We start from the raw sequence: 11,238 nt of genomic DNA on the forward strand, positions 1-11,238 counted from the left end.
GGAGATACCGATGTCCATTGACGGACAGACCACTACCGGACCTGACGAAGCCGGCGCTTCCGCCGCAGCCTCCGCCCCCGGGCTTCGCAGGGCAGTGATTGTTGGCGGCAACAGGATCCCGTTCGCCCGTGCGGGCGGGGCTTATGCCAAATCCTCGAACCAGGACATGCTGACGGCGGCACTGGACGGCCTGATCGCACGCTTTGGACTGCAGGACGAGCGGATCGGGGAAGTGGCGGCGGGCGCCGTACTGAAGCACTCCCGGGACTTCAACCTCACCCGGGAAGCGGTACTGGGTTCCGCCCTGTCGCCCGAAACCCCCGCATATGACCTCCAGCAGGCCTGCGCCACGGGACTTGAGACCGTGGTGGGTTTGTCCAACAAGATCAAACTGGGACAGATCGACTCTGGAATCGCCGGCGGCGTTGACTCGGCCTCAGACGCGCCGGTGGTGGTCAGCGAGGGGCTCCGCGAAGCCATCCTCGACCTCCACCGGGCCAAAAGCCTGCCGCAGCGGCTGCAGATCCTCAGCCGCCTGCGGCCCAAGGACCTCGCCCCGCTGGCTCCCGGCACCTCCGAACCCCGGACCGGTCTTTCCATGGGGGAGCACCAGGCACTCACCACGTCGCAGTGGAAGGTGTCCCGTGAAGCACAGGATGAACTGGCGCTCAACAGCCACCGGAACCTTGCGGCGGCCTACGACGCCGGGTTCTTCGACGACCTCCTCACGCCTTACCGCGGGCTGACCCGCGACGGGAACCTGCGTGCGGACACCTCACTCGAAAAGCTCTCCGGACTGAAGCCGGTCTTCGGAAAGAACCTCGGCGCCGACGCCACCATGACGGCCGGGAACTCCACTCCATTGACCGACGGAGCCTCCACGGTCCTGCTGGCCTCCGACGAATGGGCTGACGCCCGGGACCTGCCCAAGCTTGCCGCCGTCGTTGACGCGGAAGCGGCGGCTGTGGACTTTGTGCACGGCAAGGACGGCCTGCTGATGGCCCCGGTGTTCGCCGTGCCGCGTCTGCTGGCCCGGCAGGGGCTGACCCTGGAGGACATCGACTTTTTCGAGATCCATGAAGCCTTCGCCTCCACTGTCCTCAGCATCCTCGCCGCCTGGGAGGACGAGGACTTCGGACGTACCCGGCTCGGACTGGACGGCGCTTTCGGCAAAATCGACAGGTCCCGGTTGAACGTCAACGGTTCCTCGCTGGCAGCGGGCCATCCGTTCGCCGCAACCGGTGGCAGGATTGTCGCTTCACTGGCCAAGACGGTGCACGCCACGGCCAGAGCCGAGGGCCGGCCCGTCCGGGGTTTGGTGTCGGTATGCGCGGCCGGCGGGCTGGGCGTGGCCGCCATCCTGGAATCACTGTAGGGGCACGGATGACTGACACATACGCGCACCTCGTAAACCAAGGCCTGGGCCGGAATGTCGCCAAGAGGCTCGGGCTGCCGCAGCCCGCCGTCCTGCGCCGGTACCGGCCCGGTCAGCCGCTCATCACCGGACCGATCGTGGTCCAGGGAAACACGCCCGGCGCCGACAACCTGGCGGCCGAACTCCTCTCCTGGGACCTGGACGTCAGGAGGCACGCCGTTCCGAAAGAGAAGCTCGGAGCCATCATCGTGGTCCTCGACGACGTGGCACGTCCTGAAGACCTCGGCAAGCCGGTCCTGGCCGCCGCTGCTTCCCTCCGGGACCTCGGCCCGGGCGGACGGATCATCACCGTGTCCCGGCCCGCGTCCGACGCCGCCACACCGGCCCAGGCTGCCGCCCGGCAGGGGGTGGACGGTCTCCTCCGCTCCCTGGCGAAGGAACTGCGCGCCGGCGCCACCGGGAACGGCCTGCTCCTGGCGCCGAACGTCGAAACCACAAGCCCCGGCGCGCTGGCGGCAGTAAGGTTCTTCCTCTCCGGCCGGTCCGCTTTTGTGGATGGACAGTTCCTTACGGTATCCACCGCGGCTGGAGAACCTCCACGCAACGTGGAGAAACCGCTGGAAGGAAGGATCGCCGTCGTCACCGGGGCGGCGCGCGGCATCGGAGCGGCCATCGCCCGGACACTGCACCGCGACGGCGCCACCATGGTGCTGGTGGACATCCCGGCGGCCGGCGACCACCTTGCCGAGGTGGCCAATGAGGTCAAAGGCACTGCCCTCCAGCTGGACATCACCAGGGACGACGCCGGCCAGCGGATCCTGGAGCACGCCGTGCAGCGGCACGGGCGCCTGGACATCATGGTCCACAACGCCGGTATCACCAGGGATAAGCTCCTGGCCAATATGGACGAGTCCCGCTGGAACTCGGTGATCCAGGTCAACATCGCTGCCCAGCTCCGGATCAACGAGGCACTGCTCGCGTCGGAACACTTCCGTTCGTCACCCCGGATCGTGTCCGTGGCGTCCACCAGTGGCATTGCAGGCAACCGCGGCCAGACCAACTATGCGGCCTCCAAGGGCGGGGTGGTGGGCATGGTGCGGGCCACCGCGCCGCTGATCGCCGCCCATGGCGGCTCGATCAATGCCGTGGCGCCGGGCTTCATCGAAACGGAGATGACAGCCCGGATTCCCTTCGCCCTGCGGGAGGTGGGGCGCCGCCTGAACTCGCTGCAGCAGGGCGGCCAGCCAGCCGATGTTGCGGAGACCATTGCCTTCCTCGCCAGTGACGCCGCGGGCGGCATCAACGGTGAGGTGCTCCGGGTCTGCGGACAGAACCTGGTGGGGGCATGACGCCCGTGCAGCCGGTCATCCTGGGGGAGATGCCGTCGCTGTCCAAGCTCTACGTCAACGCGGCGGCCCAGGCGGCGCGGCGGAGGCTGATGGGGACCCAGGACGGCTCCGCCCTGCCGGCCGAGAGCCACGAGGTACGAGGGGTAGGCGTGGATGTGGGGAACCTGACTGCCTACCAGCACCTCATTGGTGAAACAGCCAGCGACGTCCTGCCGGCCGGGTTTATCCACGCCCTCGCGTTCCCCCTCGCCATGAGCGTGCTGAACCGGGATGACTTCCCGCTGCCGCTGCTCGGCATGATCCACCTCCGGAACAGTGTGCAGCAGCTGGCTCCCGTGCTCTTCACCGACGTACTGGATATCACGGCGCACGTCGAAAACCTGCGTGGCCACCGTGCGGGGACCCAGGTGGATGTGGTGAGTGAAGTGCGCCTGGCCGGGTCGCCGGACACGTGCTGGCGCGGTGTTTCCACCTATCTCGCGAAGGGCGTGTTCCTGCCGGGCATCGACAAACCCTCACCTGCGCCGGTGCGGGCCGATTTCAAGGCCCCTGATCCCACGGCACTCTGGCAGCTGGGCGTAGACACCGGCAGGGCCTACGCAGCCGTGTCCGGCGACTTCAACCCCATCCACCTCAGCGTGCTCTCAGCGAAGGCCTTGGGGATGCGCCGCTCCATCGCCCACGGAATGTACCTGGCGTCCCGGGCGCTGGCCGATGTCGGCGCAGTCCGCGGTGATTCCTTCACCTGGGACGTGGAGTTCGAGGCGCCGGTGTTCCTTCCATGCCGGGTTGCGCTGGACATCAGCAGTGCCGCCGGGACCTCCGGGACGTGGGAACGGTCCGATTTTGTGGCCTGGAATCCCCGGTCCGGCCGCCGGCATTTCAGCGGTTCCGTGTCCCTGTCCTAGCCCACCGCTTTACGACGGCGCGGACTCAGTCCCGGGGCGGACCGACCGGAGGATCCGGTGCAGGCTGAGCAGGATGGATTCCGACGCCGGGACGGCGCCCGGGTCCAGTTCCCGTCCGGCGGTGGAAGCCATGCAGGTTTCCACCGCCGTTGTGGCGGCCGCCAGCCGTTCCGCCCACTGTTCCACATCCCCATCGCTGAGGGAACACAGCAGTTCCCCCGTCGCCGTGATGGCGTCGGCGAGGGGTACGTTGTCCTGCAGCGGGACGGTGTAGGGCACGTCACTTTCCCAGATCACATCAGAGAGCACGTCAGTCATGTCCTGGACGTGGAAGGTCACGCGTTCAAGCTGGCGCAGATTGCGGTAATCCTGGTCCACGTCCCGGGGATGCAGCCTTCGCCGGGGATTGGCCCGCCGGCTGGCGTCTGCTTCCTTCACGAGGTGCCGGACGGAGCGGGTGGCCGATGCCAGCTCGTCCGAACGTCGGGACCATTCTTCGTGCTCCGGCGGCCACTCTTCCTTGAGCGCGGTGCCCATATCCGTCAGTTGCCTGCCGAGGGCGAGGCGCAGGTCATCGAGGCTCGCGGCCGCTGCTTGCAGGTGGAGCGGGGGAAAAACCAGGAAGTTGACGGCGATGCCCACGGCGACGCCAACTCCCATCTGCACCAGGTAACCCACGGAAAAGTCGTCGGCGTTGCTGCCACCCACGAGCAGTACCAGCAGGGCCGCCGTCGGAATCCAGTCACTGCCTGAGCCCAGCCCCGGCAAGCCCCCCAGCAACACACCAATTCCCATAAAGACGGCCACCGTGAGCGGCGAGGGGTCGGTGACGTTCACCAGGAGTACCGCAAGCCCTATCCCTACCGCCAGGCCGGCAAGGGCCTGCACACCCTGCCGGACGGAGCCCGCCACGTTGTGGTACATCGCCACCAAGGCTCCCAGGGGGGCGTAGTAGGCATAGTGTGACGCGCTGCCGGGGATCAGCGGCGCGATGAAGAACGCCAGCCCCGCGGCCAGTGCCGCTTTCGCCGCCAACTGCAGGCGCTGTGCGGCGAAGGCAGCAGACACGCCTGCCGCCGCGTGCTTAATGAATTGGGTCCCCCTGGCCCACCGGACTGCCGGACGTGCTTGAGAATTGCCCATCCGCCCCACCTTAGGACCCCGCGCCGGCAACCACAACGCCGCAGGTCAAGCGGGTGGGCAAGCCCTGCGGACCGGCCTCATCAGGACAGGACGGCCGCCGAACGGCGGACGGCGGCAGCAAGGCGGTGCGCCCTTCCCGGCGTTCGCCCTTCCTCCGCGCGCCGGGGGATGTAGCCGAAACCGAGACCGTAGGCGGGATCGGCAAACCCGAGGGCTGCGTTGGCCCCTTCATGGCCGAAGGCGCGGTGGCTGCCGAAGTTTCGGGACGGATGCGGCTTCATAAACACCACGGCGAAGGCATTGTCCAGCCCGGAGGAGCGGTCCAGGCCCCAGACCTGCTCCTGGGACATCAGCTCCAGCGTTTTGGCGGTGAGGAAACCCTCCGCACCGTTGATCCCGGTGGTGGCCGCCGCATAAAGCCGGGCCAGGCCCTCCGCGGACCCCACACCGCCGGCGGCGGACATGCCGGCCGCCCTGACGCTGCGGATGTTGGGCAGCTCCATCACAGTGCTGACAGGGGCGTTGCCGTTCAAGCCCTCAAGGCTGCGGGGATCGACCCAGGGCTGCTGCGGGTCGGCGGTGTACAGGACATCGCGGTAGCGGGGCTCCTGGTCCGCGGGCAGGCCGAGGAAGAAATCGACGCCCAGGGGAGTGCGGATCCGCCGGTCATAGAGGCTCTGCAAGGACTCGCCGGCAGTGCGCCTGCACAACTCCTCCATGATGATCCCGATGGTCAGGGCGTGGTAGCCGAACTGCCGGCCCGGCTGCCAGTATGGCCGCGCCGCTGCCAACCGGCCGGCAGCCGCAGCAGTGGTGAACTCATCGAGGGCGAAGCCACCCTCCACGCCCATCAGCCCGGCCTGGTGGGACAACGCCTCGCGCACCAGGAGCCGGTCCTTGCCGTGCACTGCGAACTCGGGCCAGTACTTGGCCACCGGCGCGTCGAGGTCAAGCACGCCGTCCTGGACCAGGAGTGCGATCACCATGGCCGCCACCCCCTTGGAGCATGAGTACGCCCCCGTGATGGTGTGCGCGTCCATGTCAGGGCCGCCCGCCAGCCCCACCACCGGTGTGCCGTTGGCAAAGGCGGCGAGCTGGGCGCTGTACTGCGGGTCTTCGGCCAGGAACGACTCGAAGAGAGCCCGTACGTTTTCGTAACCGGGCGCTACAAAGCCGTGGGAAGTGTGCATCCCGCCAGTCTAGATGAGCAAGCGCTTTCCGTCAGGATGCTGCACCGTGCCCGGGGGTTACTTCCTCGCCGGGCTTCACCGGCCCCGGCGGAGTCCCATCGCCGAAGGGCCGCCCACCGAGGGACTCACGGCCATGGGGTTCCAGCCAACCGTCCAAGGCAGGGCCTTGGGGAACGATGCCAGTGGGATTAATGTCCTCATGCACGATGTAGTAGTGCTGCTTGATCTGCACGAAGTCGATGGTGTCCCCGAAGCCGGGAGTCTGGAACAGGTCCCGTGCGTACCCCCACAACGCCGGCATCTCACTGAGTTTCTGGCGGTTGCATTTGAAGTGGCCGTGATAGACGGCGTCGAAGCGGGCCAGGCTGGTGAACAGCCGCACGTCGGCCTCGGTGATGGTGTCTCCCACCAGGTAGCGCTGCCGGGACAGGCGTTCCTCCAGCCAGTCCAGGGCCGTCCAGAGCCGCCCGTAAGCAGAGTCATACGCCTCCTGGGAACCGGCGAAGCCGCAGCGGTATACACCGTTGTTCACCTCGGTGAACACACGTTTGTTGACCGAGTCGATCTCCTCCCGCAGATGCTCCGGGTAAAGCTGGGGCGCGCCCGGCCTATGGAACGCGCTCCATTCGGTGGAAAAGTCGAGCGTAATCTGCGGGAAGTTGTTCGTCACCACTTCTCCGGTGGCCACATCGACAATCGCCGGGACTGTGATGCCGCGGGGGTAGCCCGGGAACCGCTTGAAGTAGGCATCCTGGATCCGCTCGATGCCAAGTACCGGATCCACCCCGCCGGGATCCAGGTCGAAGGTCCAGGACCGGGCGTCGTGGGTAGGGCCGGGCTGGCCGAGGGAGATGGCGTCCTCCAGGCCCAGGAGGCGGCGCACAATCACGGTTCTGTTGGCCCAGGGGCATGCCCTCGCGGCAATGAGGCGGTAGCGCCCGGCCTCGGCGGGCCAGCCGGGTTCCCCGTGGGGTCCACGCCTCCCATCTGCGGTAATCCGGTCCTCGATGTAGTTGGTGTCCCGGTTGAACTCTGCTCCGCCCGTGACGTAGGCGCCGCGGGTGCTGTAGTCACCACGTGTGCCGCTTGCCGCCTGCTGGGTGCTTTCTGTTTCCTGACTCATGGGAATACCCTATGTGCCCGGTAAGAGGATTGCCGGGAATGGCTGCCAGGCCACCAGCCAGGACCCCGCGACCAGGACGGCAAAGAGGAGGATCCAGACGGCGGAAGGGACCGCCGTCGCCCGGTACAGCAGGTAGGCATCGGATGTGGCCAGCCTGTCCCTCCTTCTCAGGTGGACGTGGGTGAGCTTGATGAGGTCCCGCACCGCACCCACCAGCAGGACCAGGCCCAGGACGACGGCGACGTGGCCCACGAAGCCGGCCGGGACGAGGAGGATCAAGGCTACGCTGCCAAGGATCGCCCCTGTGGTGATGAGGAAGCCGGCAGCGTTGCGGAGGAACAGGAGTGTGGCGGCCAGGGCAACGGCACCCGCAGCGATGGCGGCCGGCCCCCAGCCGTTGAAGCCGCACCAGACAAACGCTGCACCCACCACGGCAGGAACGGGGTAGCCCCAGAAGCAGGACCACACGGTGGCAAGCTTGCTGCGGCTGTAGGTGGTGGTGGTTCCGGAGTGGTCCAGCCGCAGCCGGATTCCGGAGAGCCGTTGCCCGCTGGTGACAGCGGCGAAGGCGTGACCCAGTTCATGGGTGGCGGTGGCAAGCAGGCCCACGTACCGCCAGGATTGGCGGGGAATGGACAAAGCGGTGGCGAGGAACACCACCAGCAGCAGTTCCGTGGCCGTGATGACAGGGACGGCAGTCCGGCTGAACGCCGCCACGAAGGCGGCCCAGGGGTCTGTGGGGAGGCTCACGGGGTGCCGTCCGGGGACGGGTGGTCATTTGCGGGCATAAGCCCCTACGGTACTAGGGATGGCTGGGCGCAGACTTGGTATGCAGGAGCCGCCTGGTGGACAGGGACTACAAAACACAGGAACAGAGGAATCGTGTCATCACTGAAGGAACGGCTGCAGGCCGATGTGGTCATCCATATGAAGGAACGGAACAAAACGGCGCTCACCACCGTCCGGAACGTGCTGGGCGAAATTGAGACCCGTGAAAAGTCGGGCAAAACCCCTGTACAGCTCGACGACCTGCAGGTTACCTCGCTGCTCCAGAAGGAAGCAGCGAAGCGCCGCGAAACCGCGGGGATCTACACCGAAGCGGGCCAGCCTGACCGTGCCGCGGCGGAAATTGCCGAGGCCGAAGTCATCGAGTCCTACCTTCCCAAGGCGCTGTCCCGCGCGGAGGTCGAGGCGATCGTCGACACGGCCATTTCCGGGCTCCGCGCCGAGGGCCGTGAGTTGTCGCCGCGGCAGATGGGCGAAGTCATGAAGCCGGTGACGGCGGAAGTGGCAGGGCGCTTCGACGGCAAGGAAGTCAGCCAGATCGTGCGGCGGAAGCTCGCTTAAAAGGCGAGAGGCACGTTCCCCGATGGGACGTGCCTCTTGCTCAATTGAGGGAATGGGTGAATTCACCGCTCCATTTGACCGCCTGATCAGCCCTCGCACTCGGTGCAGTAGCTGTGGCCGTCCTTCTGGCGCGCAATCTGCGAGCGGTGACGGACCAGGAAGCAGGAGTAGCAGGTGAATTCGTCCTCTGCCTGCGGAATGACCTGCACCACAAGCTCCTCAGCGACGAACTCGCCGCCGGGTACGCCTGCGCCGTCGAGGCCGTCAGCTTCGTCCAGCTCGAGGACAACGCTGCGCGCGTCGGGAGCATTTGCTGACTGAAGCTGCTCGAGTGAGTTGTCCTGCGATTCCTTGACGTCGGACCGCAGTTCATCGTAATCGGTTGCCAATTTAGGTGCTTCTCTTTTCTTTATTTCGTCTGTCGCGTATGAAACGTACAGCATCAACCGGGTATTCCCCAATAGGCGGAGTATATTGACCGCCCGCTGGGTAGGGGTCAGTGGGAGGCCGCCCCAGCACCCGACACTCTGCGGCGGCCACTCGGACGGGGGAGGCCGCGGCAAAAACGGGCCGCCCTGGGCTTAGTCGAAGGGGATATACGTGGAGCAGCTGACGGCAGAATTCGGTGGCGCCGGGCGGGCAGGCATGGGAGTGGGGCCTGTCCTCGAAAAATTTGACGACGTGAACAGGATAGCCGTCCTGCGCGGCGGCGGGCTCGGTGACCTGATATTTGCGATCCCGGCCATGGCCGCCCTGAAAACGGCCTACCCGAAGGCTTCCATCACGCTTCTTGGCACTCCGGTCCACCAGGCACTGATGGCAGCGACGGAGAGCCCGGTGGACGAGGTGTGCGTCCTGCCGTTTTCCGAAGGAGTCCGGCCCGGGGAGGAAGACGACGGGGAGCTGGACCGGTTCTTCGAGGACATGCGTGGCCGCCGCTTCGACCTGGCAGTCCAGCTCCACGGTGGGGGACGGTATTCGAATCCGTTCCTCCTCCGGCTGGGCGCCCGGCACACGGTGGGAACCCGCACCGCAGATGCAGCGAGCCTGGAGCGGACAGTTCCATACCTCTATTACCAGCATGAACCGCTGAGGGCCCTGGAAGTGGCAGGTTTCGCCGGAGCGTTCCCCGTTGGACTCGAGGCGCGTCTCGCGCCTGCGGAGGGACTGCCCGCCGTCCCCGGAACGGCCGACGACGGCACCCGGCCTTTGGTGGTGATACATCCCGGGGCGACCGATCGCCGCCGCCGGTGGCCCGCTGAGCGGTTTGCCGAACTTGCCGCGGCCTGCGCCGCGGACGGGTTCCAGGTGGTTGTGGTGGGGGACAAGAGTGAGCAGGCCCTTGCCCGGCGCATCGTCGAACTGGCCGCCGCGGAACCTGTCCGGTCCGTTGCCGGCCACCTGGACATGGCCGGTTTGGTGGCGCTGTTGGCAGCGGCCGCGGTTGTGGTGGGAAATGACAGCGGCCCGAGGCACCTCGCCCAGGCCCTGGGCGTTCCGACCGTCGGGATCTTCTGGGCGGGAAATGTCATTAATGCCGGCGCCCTCGGCCGGAGCCTTCACCGCATCCACGCCTCCTGGGTGACTGCCTGTCCCACGTGCGGGATTGATGTCACTCAGGTGGGGTGGACGGCCCCGCGCTGCCCCCACGATGACTCCGTGGTGGCCGGTGTTGCCGTGCGGGATGTATACGAGGACGTCTGCAGCCTGGCGGCGACTGACCTGAACGGTCTCGGCCTGTGAGCCGCCCGGATATTGCCGCGGCGGCGGAGGCTCGAGCCCTCCAGGACGGGAAACCTGAACTCCTGGTCCTCCGCGCACTCAAACTCGGAGACCTGCTCGTCGCCGTTCCGGCACTGAAGGCGCTCCGCCGGGCTTACCCGGAGCATCGGCTCCGGTACGCGGCGCAGGGGTGGTTGTCGGAGGCGCTGAGCCTGGTGGGCGGATACGAGCTTTTCCCCACCCACGGCCTTGACGAACCCTTGGCCATGGAAGCGGGGGTGGTGGATGTGGCGGTAAACCTGCACGGCAGCGGTCCGGAGAGCCAGGGCCGGATCGAGGCGCTGCAGGCCAGGCAGACGATAGGACACCGGAGCCAGTACCGGGATGGGCCGCCATGGCGTCCGGAACTGCATGAACGGGAGCGCTGGGTACGGCTTCTGGAATGGCATGGCATTGAGGCTGATCCGCTGGATATCCGGCTGAACACACCTCATGTGCCAAGCCCGGTTCCCGGTGCCACCGTCTTGCATGTAGGAGCCGCCTACGGCAGCCGTCTGTGGCCGGCAGAGCGCTTCGCCGCCGTTGCCTCCACCCTGGCCTCCGCCGGGCACAACATCGCCTTCACGGGTGGCAGCGCGGAAAGGGAACGGGCCCTGGATGTGTGCCGCCGGTCAGGCCTTCCCGAGGACACGGTGCTGGCCGGGCGGCTGGGGCTGGCAGAGTTCGCCGCCACCATCGCCGCAGCGCGCCTGGTGATTTCCGCTGATACGGGAGCAGCGCACCTGGCATCGGCGTATGGAACACCGTCAGTAGTGTTGTTCGGACCGGCCCCGCCGGAAATCTGGGGTCCGCCCCCCGGACCGCACATGGTGCTGACGCGGCCTGAGTTGCGGCGGGGGGATACGTTCGCCCATCAGCCCGACCCCGCGTTGCTTGCGGTCACGGCGCAGGACGTCCTGGCCGCCGTACGGGAACTGGGTGTGATGTAGGAAAGGATCGGCCCGGTCCGGCATCAACGGGAGCTGTTGCTTGAGGCAATGAAGACTTAAAATATGGTTATGGGCACTGAGCTTGGGATTGC

General features: G+C 66.9%; 11 protein-coding genes. 6 read left to right on the top strand and 5 right to left on the bottom strand.

The annotated features are described in order from the left end of the window. The first annotated feature begins 10 nt into the window (after positions 1-10). From BACI348_RS10760 to BACI348_RS10770, 3 genes are read left to right on the top strand one after another with little or no spacing between them, the layout of a single operon-like run. Positions 11-1,375 (top strand): acetyl-CoA C-acetyltransferase, encoded by a 1,365-nt coding sequence (locus BACI348_RS10760; protein WP_159825668.1) that lies wholly within the window; start codon positions 11-13, stop codon positions 1,373-1,375. Positions 1,376-1,383: 8 nt separating this feature from the next. After that, positions 1,384-2,724: a 3-oxoacyl-ACP reductase gene (locus BACI348_RS10765; protein WP_159825670.1), complete on the top strand. Its 1,341-nt coding sequence runs from the start codon at positions 1,384-1,386 to the stop codon at positions 2,722-2,724. Beyond that, the gene (locus BACI348_RS10770) at positions 2,721-3,632 is read left to right on the top strand and encodes a MaoC family dehydratase (protein ID WP_159825672.1); all 912 of its coding nucleotides are present in this window, start codon (positions 2,721-2,723) and stop codon (positions 3,630-3,632) included. The genes BACI348_RS10765 and BACI348_RS10770 overlap by 4 nt, the downstream gene beginning before the upstream one ends. Before the next feature lie 9 nt (positions 3,633-3,641). On the opposite strand, the gene BACI348_RS10775 is transcribed toward BACI348_RS10770, so the two are convergent. From BACI348_RS10775 to BACI348_RS10790, 4 genes are all read right to left on the bottom strand, one after another. Then, positions 3,642-4,775, bottom strand: coding sequence for an FUSC family protein (locus BACI348_RS10775; protein ID WP_236557524.1), 1,134 nt, complete (start codon positions 4,773-4,775; stop codon positions 3,642-3,644). A gap of 80 nt (positions 4,776-4,855) precedes the next feature. Then, positions 4,856-5,965 (bottom strand): serine hydrolase domain-containing protein, encoded by a 1,110-nt coding sequence (locus BACI348_RS10780; protein WP_159825674.1) that lies wholly within the window; start codon positions 5,963-5,965, stop codon positions 4,856-4,858. Positions 5,966-5,996: 31 nt separating this feature from the next. Continuing rightward, complete coding sequence (locus BACI348_RS10785) at positions 5,997-7,088, bottom strand: glutathione S-transferase family protein (RefSeq protein ID WP_159825676.1); 1,092 nt, start codon at positions 7,086-7,088, stop codon at positions 5,997-5,999. A gap of 9 nt (positions 7,089-7,097) precedes the next feature. Then, the gene (locus tag BACI348_RS10790; protein WP_159825678.1) at positions 7,098-7,838 is read right to left on the bottom strand and encodes a M50 family metallopeptidase; all 741 of its coding nucleotides are present in this window, start codon (positions 7,836-7,838) and stop codon (positions 7,098-7,100) included. Positions 7,839-7,970: 132 nt separating this feature from the next. On the opposite strand from BACI348_RS10790, the gene BACI348_RS10795 reads away from it, so the two are divergent. Beyond that, on the top strand, positions 7,971-8,435 hold the full coding sequence (locus BACI348_RS10795) for a GatB/YqeY domain-containing protein (protein ID WP_159825680.1): 465 nt from the start codon (positions 7,971-7,973) through the stop codon (positions 8,433-8,435). An 86-nt stretch (positions 8,436-8,521) separates the two neighbouring features. On the opposite strand, the gene BACI348_RS10800 is transcribed toward BACI348_RS10795, so the two are convergent. Next, positions 8,522-8,824 carry a DUF4193 domain-containing protein gene (locus BACI348_RS10800; protein WP_066275770.1) on the bottom strand — a complete coding sequence of 101 codons (303 nt, stop codon included), beginning with the start codon at positions 8,822-8,824 and terminating at the stop codon, positions 8,522-8,524. 211 nt (positions 8,825-9,035) lie between these two features. Here BACI348_RS10800 and BACI348_RS10805 point away from each other — a divergent pair, with 211 nt between their 5' ends. Next, entirely contained in the window at positions 9,036-10,178 is a 1,143-nt protein-coding gene (locus BACI348_RS10805) for a glycosyltransferase family 9 protein (protein ID WP_236557525.1), read from the top strand. Continuing rightward, positions 10,175-11,146, top strand: a complete 972-nt coding sequence (locus BACI348_RS10810) for a glycosyltransferase family 9 protein (RefSeq protein WP_236557526.1) — start codon at positions 10,175-10,177, stop codon at positions 11,144-11,146. Before BACI348_RS10805 ends, BACI348_RS10810 begins: the two co-directional genes overlap by 4 nt. Positions 11,147-11,238: the final 92 nt, after the last annotated feature.

Origin of the sequence: Arthrobacter sp. 9AX (assembly GCF_902506095.1) — a bacterium.
In the GTDB taxonomy this organism is placed as follows: domain Bacteria; phylum Actinomycetota; class Actinomycetes; order Actinomycetales; family Micrococcaceae; genus Arthrobacter.

Excerpts from the sequence above, each read along its gene's own strand:
- BACI348_RS10760 (WP_159825668.1), top strand. The coding sequence starts at position 11 with ATGTCCATTGACGGACAGACCACTACCGGACCTGACGAAGCCGGCGCT.
- BACI348_RS10765 (WP_159825670.1), top strand. The coding sequence starts at position 1,384 with ATGACTGACACATACGCGCACCTCGTAAACCAAGGCCTGGGCCGGAAT.
- BACI348_RS10770 (WP_159825672.1), top strand. The coding sequence starts at position 2,721 with ATGACGCCCGTGCAGCCGGTCATCCTGGGGGAGATGCCGTCGCTGTCC.
- BACI348_RS10775 (WP_236557524.1), bottom strand. The coding sequence starts at position 4,775 with ATGGGCAATTCTCAAGCACGTCCGGCAGTCCGGTGGGCCAGGGGGACC.
- BACI348_RS10780 (WP_159825674.1), bottom strand. The coding sequence starts at position 5,965 with ATGCACACTTCCCACGGCTTTGTAGCGCCCGGTTACGAAAACGTACGG.
- BACI348_RS10785 (WP_159825676.1), bottom strand. The coding sequence starts at position 7,088 with ATGAGTCAGGAAACAGAAAGCACCCAGCAGGCGGCAAGCGGCACACGT.